This is a genomic window from Hylemonella sp. P2_B10 (assembly GCF_056404875.1).
Genome location: NZ_JBFUDE010000006.1, coordinates 300,197 through 312,953, shown reverse-complemented (window position 1 = coordinate 312,953; position 12,757 = coordinate 300,197). Strand labels below are relative to the sequence as shown.

Sequence of the window (12,757 nt, the reverse complement as noted above, 5' to 3'; positions counted from 1 at the left end):
TGCGGCCCTACAGCGACTTCGTCAGCGTCAGCCCCACCGTGCGCGGCCGCTGCCGGTAGGCCTCGGTCAGGAACTGCACGTAGGGCTTTTGCAGGATGGTCTGGTCGTTGTACAGGTTCTTCACATACAGCGCCAGCTCCCACTGGTCCATGGTGGCGCCTATGCTGGCGTCGGCCGTCAGGTAGCCGGGACGGTCGTAGTCGGCGTTGGCCGGGTCGAAGGAGCCGCGGCTGCCGCCCACCCAGCGCGCAGCGCCGCGCACGAAGCCGGCGATGGCGCCCTCGGTGTTGAAACGCCATTCGCCGGTCAGCGCCGCGTTCCACTTCGGTACGCCTTGCAACTGGGCACCGGCCTTGACGTTGATCGCCGGCACGTCCTCGCTGAAGCTGGCGTTGGTCACGCCGCCCGACAGGCCCACGGTCAGGTTGGGCGTCACCTTGGCCTTGGCCTCGAACTCCACACCGTGCGAGGTGGCGGTGCCGAAGTTGCCCTCGAAGTCAAACGTGCAATTGAGCACGACGCTCTGCTGAATGTTGTTCCACTTGACGTAGAAGGCCGACATATTGAGTTGCAGCTTGCCGTCCAGCAGGCGCGACTTGTTGCCGATCTCGTAGCTCCACAGGCTGTCCGAATCAAAGGTGCCGGGCGACTTGGTCAGGTGGTAGACATCGTTGAGTTCCTTGCCGCAAATGGACAGGGGTATCTCGCGATTGGCGCCGCCCAGGCGGAAGCCCTTGGTGGCGCTGGCGAACACGCTGTTGTTGCGGTCCACATCCATGCTGACGGCGAACTTGGGCGTCACGGCGTTGAAGTCGCCACTGTAGGAAGACGCCACCGGGCCGGCGGCGAAGTAATAGTCGCCATTGCGGTCCAGCCGCTCGCTGGCCTGCAGGTAGCGGGCGCCGGCGGTCAGGCGCAGCGCGGGCGTCACGTAGTAGGTGGCCTCGCCGAACAGGGCGATTTGCGTTTCCGCGTAGCGGCGCTGGCTGTAGTAGGCGTTGTCGTTGGGAAAGGCGTTGGCGAAGCCGCCGGACAGCACATCGGTGTTGGCCACGCTGACGCCGTACTTGGCGAACGTGGCGTTGATGCCGTACACCGGCTCGTTGTCGGTCACCGTGGTGTCCAGCTTGCTCAGGTACACGCCGGCCAGCCACACCCAGGGCGACTTGCCGTCATAGCCCTTGGAGGCAAAGCGCAACTCTTGCGAGCTCTGGCGCACCCGGTTGTCCAGCAGCACGGCTGAGGGCAGGTTGTACACCGCATCGGCCAGGCCGGGTTTGCCGGGCGCGTCGGTGATCAGGCAGCAGCCCAGGAATTGGCTGTTGGCGGCCTGGCCGTCCTGCTGGCGGTTGAAATCGCGCATGAAATAGCTGGTGACCGAGGTCAGGTCCGACCAGCCCAGGTCGTAGTTGACGGTCAGGCTGTTGACCAGCAGGCGGTCGGTGCCGGGCTCGCGCAGCAGCTGGTCGCTCTGGTTGGGCGGCAGGTCTTTGCCGCTGACATCGGTCAGGTGCGACACGTCCATGCCCTCGCTCTTCACGCGCTGGTAGAAGATGCTGGGGGTGATGCTGAGTTGCGGCGTGGGCTGCCACTTCAGCGCCGCCTTCACCACCAGGTCGCGCTCGGAATTGATGCCCCGGGCCACGATCTGGCTGGGGTTGGCCTGCGACACCTGGTCGATGTAGCCGCTGGTGGAGCCGGCCATCACGCCGATGCGCAGCGCCAGCTCGTTGGTCTTGATCGGCGCGTTGTAGACGGCGCTCAGGTTGTAGTTGGTGCCGCCATGGTTGGTGGATGACACGTCGGCCGAGAAGCTGTTCTCGACTGACTTCAGGTTGGGCTGGTTGGAGATGAACTTGATGGTGCCGCCCATGGAACTGGCGCCGTACAGCGTGCCCTGCGGGCCGCGCAGCACCTCGATGTGGTCTAGGTCGAAGAACTTCGGCTCGGCGCTGCCGGTGCTGTACAGGTTGCGGGTGGTCATGGATACGTCGTCCATATACACCCCAACCGTGGCCGAACCGGCCTGCGAACTGATGCCGCGCAACTCGATGTTTGACAAACCGGAGCCACCGCCCTGCTGGCCGCCGGAGAACGACATGTTGGGCACCGAGCGCGACAAATCGGCCACGCTGATGACGTGCTGTTCGGCCAACGTGTCGCCGCTGAGCACGGAGACTGACAGCGGGATCTTGGCCGCGTCCTCCTTGCGCTTGGTGGCCGACACCACCACCGTTTCCAGTGTGGCGGAGTTCCTGGCATTGGCCGCGTCAGCAGGGGCCTGCTGGGCCAGACTGGTGACAGGCAGTTGGGCACAGGCCGCCATGGCGGCCAGCCACAGCAGCTTGCGGGTGAAACGGGGCGAACGGGGGGATGGCGAGGGCAGCGAGTTCATGGGTTTTATCTCCGGTTTTTATTGGCTCTGGTTATTGATTAGGAGGAAGCCATAACAACTGTAGCACCCACCTACAGCCTGAAAAGCACGCCGCTGTATCAGTGTTGTATCGACGCTGAAGCAAAGGCGGACGCGGCCACGCTGGCTGTTGGCGTGCGCCGCTGTAAGGCGTCCCGATGTCTCAGGTTTGTGCACGGAAGTTGCGGCCCAGCCGTTCTCCCGTGCCGAAGTAATGGCGAAACACATACAGCAGCGGGCTCCAGCGCGCCGTGTCCACATGCTGGGTGCCGGGCAGCGTGATGTCTTCATGCGCATGCACGCGCAGCACCTGCATCTCCAGTGTCATGAAGCCGGGGGCCTCTTCGCCTGGCAGCGGCGTGGCGGGATGGGCCGCCAGCAGCCGCGCTTCCAGTTGCAGCGGGCACTCGGCCACCCGTGGTGGCGCCACCTGTTCGCAGGGCAGCGCGGTCAGCCCGGCGGTGGCGAACTTGTCGGCATCAAAGCGGTAGCCCATGGCCTGCTTGTAGCCCGGCACCGGGTCGCACCCGGTGGTGGCCGCCATGGCTTCCACGGCCGTGTGCAGTGCCGGGCCGGGCAGGTTGATCACCGCCTCGCGCGTGGCCAGCAGGTTGGCGCAGCCTTGGGATGCGCAGGCCAGGCCGAGCATGACGCGGTCGCCCAGCGCCCAGGCGCTGGACATGGGGGTGAGGTTGGGCTGACCTTGTGGGCTGAGCGTGCTGACCAGCGCCACCGGCGTGCCGAAGTACAGGATGGCGGGGGTGATGACGCGGCTGGTGGGCAACAGGATGCGGGGTTCGGTGCGGTGCATGGTGCGGGCGAGGGTTCCGTGGAAAGCATGAAGGGCCCCCCAGCATGCCGGCCGGCCACCGGCCTTGCTTCGCCCGCGAGCGAAGCAAGCCCCCGCCCAGGGCGGCATACTGGGGGCTTCTGAGGAACCCCGCCATGACCGAAGGCCCCAACCTCGCCAAACTGGCCGCACTGCTGGCCGACCCGGCGCGTGCCCACATGCTGACCACGCTGATGGCCGGCCAGGCCTTGACCGCCACCGAGCTGGCCGATGCCGCCGGCGTTGGCCGCCCCACCGCCAGCGCCCACCTGGCCAAGCTGCAGGATGGTGGCCTGCTGCGCCACACCCAGCAGGGTCGGCACCGCTACTACCGGCTGGCCGATGACGACGTGGCCGAGATGCTGGAGCAGTTGCTGGGCATTGCCGGGCGCGCCGGCGCCTACCCGCTGCTGACCGGCCCACGCGACCCGGTGCTGCGCGAAGCCCGGGTGTGCTACGACCACCTGGCCGGTGCGCACGCGGTGGCGCTGCTGGACCGGCTGCTGCACACCCAGGCGGTGGTGTACCTGGGTGCCACGCTGGCGCTGGGGCCGCGCGCCCAGCAGGTGCTGGCGCCGCTGGGGGTGGATGTGCCGGCGCTGGCCCAATCGCGCCGCCCGGCCTGCCGTGCCTGCCTGGACTGGAGCGTGCGTCGCGAACACCTGGCCGGCGCCCTGGGCAAGGCCTTGCTGGCGCTGGCCTTTGAGCGCGGCTGGGCGCGCCGCCTGCAGGGCTCACGCGCAGTGCAGTTCTCGCCCACCGGGGTGCGTGCCTGGGACGCCATTGGCCAGGGCTGAAGCGCACCCGCAGGGGCCCCAGATGTGCCCGCGCTTGTAAGACTTTGAAAAAGTGAAAAAGCCTGGTTTCCCCGGGCTTCACCGGGCTTGGGCATTTGCCTGATCTGCGCGACAATCGCGCCGTTGCATCACGCAACAAGCGAGAGCACCCGCCATGCATCCCCAGGTTTTGTTGGAGCGCATCCAGGTCCAGTTTCCGCCCATTGCCCGGCCCGCGGGCGATGCTGCATTGCTGCATGGCCGCGACGACTGCGCGCAATGCCATGCGCTGAACGACAGCCTGCGCGATGTCGATGCCCCCCTGTTGCCGTTGGCCGCGCTGCGCGGCATTTACGACCAGGTGGAGCACCTGTCGGCCGTCGGCTGGCGTTGGGTGCTGCCCTCCTACCTGACGCACTGCCTGCTGCTGGCCAACAGCCAGACGCTGCTGGACACCGAGTTCCTCACCTTCGACCTCGGCGCCAGCATGCATGGCCTGGCCGAATCGGTGCAACGGCTGGACGCCTTCACGTCCGAGCAGAAAGCCTGCCTGGTGCTGTTCCTGGAATGGTGCGGCGAGCAGGAAGACTGGGCCGACCTGTGTGGCGAGGACATCGACTCCGCGCTGGCTGCCCTGCAGACCTCCTGATGCTGCCGGCCTGGCCTGGCGCCTGACGCGGCCCTGGCCCAGGGCTTGAAAAGCCGCGATCCGCTCCCAACTGCGCGAACATCGCAAGCCAAACAACAAGGAGCTGACATGGCGCCGTGGTCCGCGTGGACGCAGGCCCTTCAATGGGCATTGGACTTTCTCAGCAGCCAGGGTGGGCTCTCGCAGGCCATGGCCATCATCGTGCTCACCTTGCTGGCCCGGGCGGCCCTGATGCCGCTGTCGTTGGTGGGCGCGCTGCGCGCGCAGCAGCGACAAGAGGCGATGAAGCGCATCCAGCCCGAGGTGCAGAAACTGCGTGACACCCATGCCGGCGACGCGCGCGAGCTGAACCGCCGGCTGCTGGCGCTGTACCGCGACAACGGCATCCGTTTCATGGACCGCCTGGGCCTGGCCAACCTGCTGAGCCAGGGCGCTTTCGGCATCGGCCTGTACCAGACGCTGCAGGGCATGGCGTTTGGCGGCCGCTTCCTGTGGATCGCCAACCTGGCCAAACCAGATTTCTGGCTGACGGTGCTGGTTGGCCTGCTGATGGCCGCCAGCATGCTGTTGATGCCCGGCGTCACCGACAACACGGTGCTGATGCTGGCCCTGTTGCTGGTGCCGGTATTGGTGTCGCTGTTTGCGGTGGCGGCGCTGCCCTCGGCGGTGGGCATTTACTGGGCCACCTCCAATGTGGCCAGCCTGGTGCAGGGGCTCTTGCTGCGCGCCTGGATGGCGCGCCGGCGCGCGGCGACAATGTTGCCATGAGCATGCACAACCATATCCAGTCCAGCCTGCGCGAGGCCCACAGCGCGCTGGAAGCGCTGCTGAACAACCCCGAAGCGCTGGCCGCAGTGGAGCAGGCAGCCGCGTTGCTGATCGCCACGTTCGAGCGCAAGGGGCGCGTCTATTCCTGCGGCAACGGCGGCTCCATGTGCGACGCCATGCACTTCGCCGAAGAGCTGACCGGCCGCTACCGGCGCGACCGCGCCGCACTGGCCGCCACCGCCATCAGCGACGCCGGCCACCTGACCTGTGTCAGCAACGACCTGGGCTATGAGCAGGTGTTCTCGCGCTACATCGAGGCCCACGGCCGCCCAGGCGACTGCCTGCTGGCGCTGACCACCAGCGGCACCAGCAAGAATGTGGTGCGCGCCGCCCAAGCCGCCAAAGAGCTGGGCATGCACACCATCATCCTCAGCGGCAAGCCGGCCGAACTGCTGCAAAGCTTGAGCACGGTGTACATCAATACCCCTGGCGGCAACGGCTTTGCCGACCGCGTGCAGGAGTTGCACATCAAGCTGCTGCACATCCTGATCGAGCTGGTGGAGCGCCATTTCTACCCCGAGAACTACGCCGCCGCCCCCGCCCATGGCTGAGCCTGCTGAGCCTGATACGGCGCTGGCCACGCCAGCGCAGTTGCAGCACTACCTGCACCAGCACATCCCGTTGTCGGCGGCCATGCAGGTGCGCGTGCTGGTGGCGTCGCCCGACGAGGTGCTGCTGCAGGCACCGCTGGCGCCCAACATCAACCACCGCGAAACCGTGTTTGGCGGCAGCGCCTCGGCGCTGGCCATCCTGGCGGCCTGGTCGCTGGTGCACACCCGCATGCGCGCCCAGGGCTTGCAGGGGCGGCTGGTGATTCAGCGCAACAGCATGGAATACGGCAGTCCCATCCAGGGCGACTTCACAGCCCGCGCCACGGTGGACGCGGCGCAGTGGCAGCCCTTTGCCCGCATGCTGGCGCGCAAGGGCAAGGCGCGCATTGCCATCACCGCAGTGCTGGAGCACGCCGGACAAGAGGCGGGGCGCCTGCAGGGTGAATTCGTGGCGCTGGGCCCTTAACCCCGCAGCAAGGCTGGGCCTGCAAGAAACCCCGTTTTCGGTTACCGTGGCGCACCCACACATTGGCCGGCGTGAGCCGGGATGTCTTTTTTTTGGAAATATGAATCATGAGCACCACTGAATCCTCAAACTTCTTCAAGCGGCTGAGCATGTCCAGCGCCGCTGGCGCGCTGCTGGCCATGGCCGGGGCCAGTGCGCTGGCCGCGCTGCCCGTGGGTGCGCCCGCGCCCGACTTCACCACCGACGCCGCGCTGGCCGGCGTGGCCTCCAAGTTCGTGCTGGCCGACGCCTTGAAGAAAGGCCCGGTGGTGCTGTATTTCTACCCCAAGGCCTTTACCCAGGGCTGCACGGTGGAGGCACATGAGTTCGCCGAAGCGACGCCCAAATTCAACGCGCTGGGCGCCACCGTGGTGGGCATCTCCAACGACAACATCGACACGCTGAAGAGGTTCTCGGTGGAGGCTTGCCGCAACAAGTTTGCCGTGCTGGCCGACAGTGGCGCGCGCATCACCAAACAGTACGACGCCGGCCTGGCCATCATGCCGGGCATGTCGGACCGCATCTCCTACGTCATCAGCCCCGAAGGCAAGGTACTGTACGTCCACGCCGCCATGAGCCCGGAAAAGCACGTCGAAAATACCATGAAGGCTGTTGAGCAGTGGAAGGCTTCTGCCGGCAAGTAGCCCTCTGACTTTGAGTTGGTTTGGGGATCATGCCGACGCGGCACTCGGCTCCGCGGCTGTCCCCCGGCCCTGCGGGCCTCCTCCTTGATGCCGCTGCGCCGAATGCCGCATCGACATGATCCTGCCAGCATGGGTGGGGCACGGATGCTTGCCAGCCGACCGGTTGATCTTGCCAATGTCATGGGCGTTCCGGCGTCACCCGCGCCAATGTGTCCGATGTCGCTGGGGCGTGTGGCGGAGCGGAATCAAGGAGGAGGGCCGCAGGCCCGGGGGACATCCGCGTAGCCACGCGCACCAGCGGCGTCGGCAGCTAAAGACAGGGCCACCTCAGCAGCCTGAACTCATGCTGCCAACCGCTCCATCTCGACAACGTGCGCAGCTGCGGCGTCCACATTGGGCACCGGCAACGCGCGAATGGCATCGCGATCCGCAATGGTGGTTACCAGGTTGATCACGCGGCGTTGCACCGGGTCGCTGTGCTCGCCCACCATCACCAGCGCGAAACGCTCGGGGCGCTCGTCGTCCAACAGGCCCAGCGAGCGGCGTGGTTTCTTGACGAAGCGCTGCAAGGCGGCCAGCTCGTAGAGTTTGCCGAAGGCGCGCTCCACGGTGGTGTCGGCGCTGCGCGCGCTTTGCGTCACCTGCAGGAAGTAGCAGGCAAAGTTCTGGCCCAGAAAATCCACCCGCAGGCGGCCGGCTTCTTCGCCCACATGGATGTCGCGGTTGAAGCGCTCGTGCAGATGGCGGGTGTTGACGTCGCGTTTGATGGCGGCCTTCACCCGGGCCACGATGCCGCGGCCCCATTCGGCCTGCGACACCTGGTATTGCGCCAGCAGCGTGTGCAGCGTGCTGCCGCGCTCCAGCATCTGGCGCGCGCCGGTGTCGGCGTCGCGCGCGCTGAAAGCATGCACCTCGGCCAGGCTGGCGCCTTCGAACGGCGGCACCCATTGGCTGGCGTCGGGCTGGGCACGCCAGTGCTCCAGCAGCGACTGGCACAGCGCCTGGGCGGCGAAATACAGGCCCTGGCCGGCCTCGCCGAACAGGTGGGCGGCCTTCTTGCTGTCTATCGCGCAGACGGCGGCCACCTCGCCGGTGGTCAGCCGGGTCACCACACCGGCGCACAGTTGCTCGCGTGAACCGGGCTGGGGCTTGAACATGACCACGGCCCGCAGGCCGGCCACCCGGCCCGGCGCGGGCGGTTGCACCACGAGGCTGGCGGGCGGGGCGGGCGTGGCTGCGGGCATGTAGGCGGCGAGGGGGTTGGCAGCGAGTCTACCAAGTTCGCCCTGCGCCGGCCGCAGCCGCTGCTGCGCCGGGCTCCTCAGGTGGGGAGCGAGCTGACGACGGGCTTGCCCGCGTGCTTGTCCTCGCTGTAGATATGCAGCCGGGCCTCTTCCAGCGCACGGTACATGCGCACGAAGGTGTCGGCGGCGGCCTGCACGTTCTGCTCGGCGGGGTGGGCAGCCACCAGCGCGGCAGTCAGTGTGGCGGCGGGTTGCAGCAGGGTATCGATCATGGCGGTCTCCTGAAATGGCGTTGCCGTGCCGCCATTGTGCGCCCGGGGTGGGCCGCCCGCCAGAGGGGGCGGGTCAGCTCACAGCAGCGCCTGGCCGAAGCGCTGCAGCCGGGGCATCCAGTTGCCCTTGATGTCGGCCGACACCAGGATGCGCACCGCCTTGCCGATCAGCAGGTGGCGCGGCACCAGGCCGATGAAGCGTGAGTCGGCACTGTTGTCGCGGTTATCGCCCAGCATCAGGTAGTAGCCCTGGGGGATGGTCAGCGGCGCGAAGCTGTTGATGGAGCCGCGCCCCTCCAGCCACTGGATTTCGTGCTGGCTGCCGCCACCGGTGCGCTCCAGTTGGCGCTCCACCGGCCAGCTGGCGTCGTCGCCCACGCCGGCTTCGGGTGCGGCCGACAGCGGTGCGTACTGGGCCGCCACGCCGTTGATGACCAGGTGCTTGTCGCGCATTTCCACGCGGTCGCCGGGCAGCGCGATCAGCCGCTTGATCAACCGGGTGCCGTCCACCGGCGAGGAGAACGTGACGATGTCGCCGCGCTGCGGCTCGCCCACGCGGGCCAGGATGCGGTCGGTCAGCGGCAGCTTCAGGTCATACGCCAGCCGGTTGACGAACACCACATCGCCCTCCAGCACATTGGGGTGCATGGAGCCCGAGGGAATGGGGTTCCAATCGGCCACGGCGGTGCGGAACAGCCCGAACAGCAGCATGAAGGCGATGAAACCGCGGTTGTTTTTCAGCAATTGCAACATGTTGTCAATTCCGTAGGGATAAGCCTGTGATGAAGACCGACCTGCGCGGCCGAAGTTCAACGCGAGTGTACAAGCGGCGGCTGCAACTGCAGCGGCACCACCAGCCACAGCAGCAGGTACGCCACCAGCCCGGCGCAGCCGGCAAACAGCAGCAGCACGAACAGCAGCCGCCAGACCCAGGAGGCCACGCCGGTGGTCTGGCCCAGGCCACCGCACAGCCCGGCCACCCAACGGTCGGTGGATGAGCGGCGAAATCCATTCACCGCCTCGAAAACCGGCGCCGCCGAGGTCGTGCTGGCCGCCGGCTGCGGGTCCCCCAGCAGCCGGGCTTTGGCGCGCTGGAACTCGTCTTCACTCAGGCTGCCGCGTTGGCGCATCTGCTCCAGGCGCAACAGCTCGTCGGAGATGGACATGGGGGGCTCCTGTTCAAACAAAAAAACAAGCAATCAAAACAAGCACTTGGCGGCGGTTGTGAAGGTTTCAACCGGTCCGCTGCCTAAGGCTCTGGGGTGAACGATAGTGCCAACCGGCGGCACATTCCAGCCCCAGGCGACGGATGGCGGGAGGGGCGGGACAGAGTGTCGGTTCGGCCGGGCAGACGGAAGCCCTCTTGGCTAGTGACAGGCGGGCGGCGCTGCGGTAAATTGCACGCAAACCCAAGGAGAATTGCCATGGCTGAACGCACGGTTTCGCAATCCATGGCGCCGCGCAACGTGGTGAGCCTGGGCCCCACCGCCACCGTGCACGAGGCCGCTTGCGTGATGACGCGCGCCAACGTGGGCAGCGTGCTCATCATCGACCCGGCGCACGGCACGCTGCTGGGCATACTGACCGAGCGCGACCTGATGACGCGCGTGCTGGCGCGTGCGTTGGACCCTACCCGCACCACCACCGCCCAGGTGATGACGCGCGGCCCGCACTGCGTGGGGCCGCAGACGCCGGTGTCCGACGCGGTGCTGATCATGCTGGAGCATGGCTTTCGTCACCTGCCGGTGGTGGCGGCGCCGGGTGGGCGCATCCTGGGCGTGTTTTCCATTCGCGACGCGCTGCCGCGCGAACTCACCGCGGCGAGCAGCCTGGCCGACTTCCACGATTCGGTGAACGACGCTTTAGGCTAAATCCCCGCCGGGCCGCCCCAAGGGGATTTGCGGCCCCCTCGGGGGGCAGCGAGTACACGAAGTGACGAGCGTGGGGGCTAAAACGGCAGATCGCCGGCGTTCTTGCGCCACAGCTGCATGAACTCGCCCGACTTCATCATGGCGGCGACCTGCGCGTCAAAGGCCGGCAGCAGCGCGGCGGCGGCACTGCCCTTGGCGGCCACCAGGTGGCGTGCTGGCGGTGTGGCGCCTTCCAGGCCAGTGTGCAGCAGTTCGGGGTCGCTCAGGTAGTTGCCCAGCGTGCCAGGGCTGTGCTGGAAGGTCTCTATCTCTTCCGGAAAGTAGTCGCAGCGGCCTGCCTTGAGCTTGGCCACCAGCGAGGTCACGGTGGCGACGCCACGCTCCAGGTCGTTCTCACCCAGGCCATAGTGGGCATAGCTGGCGCCGTGCATGCCACAGCCTTTGTAGCGCTTCAGGTCGGCCACGGTCTGGATAGTGATCGGGTGGCGGGCGGCGAAGAAGATTTGCGGCGTCAGCGTCTTGTAGGGTTTTGAATAGGCCAGCGTCTTGGCCCGCTCCTCGCTGAAGTAGGCGCCAAAGGCGTAGTCCACCTCACCGGCCTGCACCAGCCGCAGGCAGCGGTTCCAGGGCAGATCGCCGCGCATCTGAACCTGGCGGCCCATTTTTTTGAAAGCGGTGGTCAGCATGTCCGGCGAGAAGCCCAGCATCTGCCCGGAAGGCTTGCCATCGACGGGCGGCGCGCGACGGAACCAGAGCGAGGTGTCGCCGGGCTCGGCGCAGAAGACCAGCGGTTTGCCAGCGGAGCTCTTGCTGTCCTGCGCCCAGACGGCGCCCTGCGCCAGCAACGCGGCAAGTGCCACAACCAGGTGACGCATGGCGCGGTCTTACAGGCCCAGCCCGTCGGCCCAGATCAGCGCCTCCATGTGTGCCATGTTGATGTGGTGGTTGGTGTAGCCCAATGCCTGGGCGGCGGCGGCGAAGGACGCGTCGTCATAGGTTTCGGCCGCCTTCACCAGCTTGAGCATTTCGCCGTAGACACCGTTGCCGTCGCGCAGCGCCAGCAGCACCGGATCGGGCAGCGACAGCAGTGTCAGCGCATGCTGCATGGGCATGGCCAGCATGTCGTCCAGCAGCGAGAAGATGCCCACCACGAAGGCACCGTCACACTCCTCCTTGGACAGGGTGCCGTTGCCCAGCAGCTCCATCATGCGCCCGCGCACCACGGCGGTGGTGCCCACGATGGGTGGCGAGCCGGCCGCGCGCGAGGAGGCCAGCAGCAGCGCCGTCCAGCGGAACAATTTTTTCAGCCCCATCAGCATCACCGCGTGGCGGAACGAGGTGACCTCTTGCGACAGGCCAAAGCTGGCCGAGTTGATCAGCCGCAGCAGGTTGAAGCCCAGCATGGCGTCGCGCTTGAGCACCTCTTCGATCTGCTCGGTGGCGGCCTGGTTGCGCACCAGGTTGAACAGCTGCAGCACATTGGCCTGCGAGGGCGTGACCACCTTGGTCTGCACCACGTCAGGCCGGGCCACGTAGTAGCCCTGGAACATGGTGACGCCATAAGCCGCCATGGTGGAAAACTGCTCGGCCGTCTCCACCTTTTCGGCGATCACCGCGGCCTTGGTGCGCGCCTTGATGGCGGCCACCAGTGCCTTCAACTGGTCGGCCGGCACGCCTTGCATGTCCACCTTCACATAGTCGGCCAGCGGCTGCCAGCTGGCATAGGCCGGTGCCATCACCGCCTGGCCGAACGACAGGCGAAAGCCCTGCTTCTTCACCTCGCCCAGCATGAAGGCCACGCGGTCGATGTCGGCTTGCGCGTCCTCGGCCATCAGCGGGATCTTCAGCACCACCTTGTCCGGCTGCACCAGGTCCAGGTGGCCGTCCACCAGGCTTTGGTGCGTGCGGTTGATGAAGATGTCCGTCTTGCCCAGCGCCAACTCGTCGCCGGCATGGTTCATGGCGTTGAAGATCAGGGAGATGTCGGTGGCCGCATCGTGGGCGTCCAGCGCGGTCGAGCGGTCGGACAGTTCATAGGCCACCACCGCGCGCTTGCCATCCACAATGGGCTGGCGCGCGATCAGGTTGGGTGTGGGCAGGCCCTTGGCGGGGGCGGCGGGGCTGTTGGCTGAAGGGCTGGCGGCAGGTGTGGTGGGCATGCCGCATATCTTAGCC

Annotated in this window: 15 protein-coding genes; 7 read left to right on the top strand and 8 right to left on the bottom strand. The window is 66.9% G+C overall.

Features of this window, described 5'->3' with window-relative positions; genetic code table 11:
• Positions 1 to 7: 7 nt before the first annotated feature.
• Together AC1DX2_RS24260 and AC1DX2_RS24255 are read right to left on the bottom strand one after the other, a co-directional pair.
• Positions 8 to 2,395 carry a TonB-dependent receptor gene (locus AC1DX2_RS24260; RefSeq protein WP_477199000.1) on the bottom strand — a complete coding sequence of 796 codons (2,388 nt, stop codon included), beginning with the start codon at positions 2,393 to 2,395 and terminating at the stop codon, positions 8 to 10.
• Between the two features lie 181 nt (positions 2,396 to 2,576).
• On the bottom strand, positions 2,577 to 3,224 hold the full coding sequence (locus tag AC1DX2_RS24255) for a flavin reductase family protein (RefSeq protein ID WP_477198999.1): 648 nt from the start codon (positions 3,222 to 3,224) through the stop codon (positions 2,577 to 2,579).
• Positions 3,225 to 3,358: 134 nt separating this feature from the next.
• On the opposite strand from AC1DX2_RS24255, the gene AC1DX2_RS24250 reads away from it, so the two are divergent.
• From AC1DX2_RS24250 to AC1DX2_RS24225, 6 genes are all read left to right on the top strand, one after another.
• Positions 3,359 to 4,039: an ArsR/SmtB family transcription factor gene (locus tag AC1DX2_RS24250; protein WP_477198998.1), complete on the top strand. Its 681-nt coding sequence runs from the start codon at positions 3,359 to 3,361 to the stop codon at positions 4,037 to 4,039.
• Between the two features lie 154 nt (positions 4,040 to 4,193).
• Entirely contained in the window at positions 4,194 to 4,667 is a 474-nt protein-coding gene (locus AC1DX2_RS24245) for a DUF6714 family protein (protein ID WP_477198997.1), read from the top strand.
• Between the two features lie 108 nt (positions 4,668 to 4,775).
• A complete protein-coding gene (locus AC1DX2_RS24240) occupies positions 4,776 to 5,435 on the top strand; it encodes a YidC/Oxa1 family membrane protein insertase (RefSeq protein WP_477198996.1) in 660 nt (219 codons plus the stop codon).
• On the top strand, positions 5,432 to 6,046 hold the full coding sequence (locus tag AC1DX2_RS24235) for an SIS domain-containing protein (protein ID WP_477198995.1): 615 nt from the start codon (positions 5,432 to 5,434) through the stop codon (positions 6,044 to 6,046). Before AC1DX2_RS24240 ends, AC1DX2_RS24235 begins: the two co-directional genes overlap by 4 nt.
• Complete coding sequence (locus AC1DX2_RS24230) at positions 6,039 to 6,512, top strand: YiiD C-terminal domain-containing protein (protein WP_477198994.1); 474 nt, start codon at positions 6,039 to 6,041, stop codon at positions 6,510 to 6,512. The genes AC1DX2_RS24235 and AC1DX2_RS24230 overlap by 8 nt, the downstream gene beginning before the upstream one ends.
• Positions 6,513 to 6,619: 107 nt before the next feature.
• Entirely contained in the window at positions 6,620 to 7,195 is a 576-nt protein-coding gene (locus AC1DX2_RS24225; protein ID WP_477198993.1) for a peroxiredoxin, read from the top strand.
• Positions 7,196 to 7,536: 341 nt separating this feature from the next.
• Here AC1DX2_RS24225 and AC1DX2_RS24220 read toward each other — a convergent pair whose 3' ends face one another.
• From AC1DX2_RS24220 to AC1DX2_RS24205, 4 genes are all read right to left on the bottom strand, one after another.
• Positions 7,537 to 8,439, bottom strand: a complete 903-nt coding sequence (locus tag AC1DX2_RS24220) for a hypothetical protein (protein ID WP_477198992.1) — start codon at positions 8,437 to 8,439, stop codon at positions 7,537 to 7,539.
• A gap of 77 nt (positions 8,440 to 8,516) precedes the next feature.
• Positions 8,517 to 8,711, bottom strand: coding sequence for a hypothetical protein (locus tag AC1DX2_RS24215; RefSeq protein ID WP_477198991.1), 195 nt, complete (start codon positions 8,709 to 8,711; stop codon positions 8,517 to 8,519).
• 78 nt (positions 8,712 to 8,789) lie between these two features.
• Positions 8,790 to 9,464 carry a signal peptidase I gene (gene lepB, locus AC1DX2_RS24210; RefSeq protein ID WP_477198990.1) on the bottom strand — a complete coding sequence of 225 codons (675 nt, stop codon included), beginning with the start codon at positions 9,462 to 9,464 and terminating at the stop codon, positions 8,790 to 8,792.
• A gap of 56 nt (positions 9,465 to 9,520) precedes the next feature.
• Positions 9,521 to 9,877: a PspC domain-containing protein gene (locus tag AC1DX2_RS24205; protein ID WP_477198989.1), complete on the bottom strand. Its 357-nt coding sequence runs from the start codon at positions 9,875 to 9,877 to the stop codon at positions 9,521 to 9,523.
• Positions 9,878 to 10,135: 258 nt separating this feature from the next.
• Between AC1DX2_RS24205 and AC1DX2_RS24200 the strand changes: the two genes are divergently transcribed.
• On the top strand, positions 10,136 to 10,582 hold the full coding sequence (locus AC1DX2_RS24200; RefSeq protein ID WP_477198988.1) for a CBS domain-containing protein: 447 nt from the start codon (positions 10,136 to 10,138) through the stop codon (positions 10,580 to 10,582).
• Positions 10,583 to 10,659: 77 nt separating this feature from the next.
• On the opposite strand, the gene AC1DX2_RS24195 is transcribed toward AC1DX2_RS24200, so the two are convergent.
• Entirely contained in the window at positions 10,660 to 11,457 is a 798-nt protein-coding gene (locus AC1DX2_RS24195; protein WP_477198987.1) for a substrate-binding periplasmic protein, read from the bottom strand.
• A gap of 9 nt (positions 11,458 to 11,466) precedes the next feature.
• The gene (locus AC1DX2_RS24190) at positions 11,467 to 12,741 is read right to left on the bottom strand and encodes an EAL and HDOD domain-containing protein (RefSeq protein WP_477198986.1); all 1,275 of its coding nucleotides are present in this window, start codon (positions 12,739 to 12,741) and stop codon (positions 11,467 to 11,469) included.
• Positions 12,742 to 12,757: the final 16 nt, after the last annotated feature.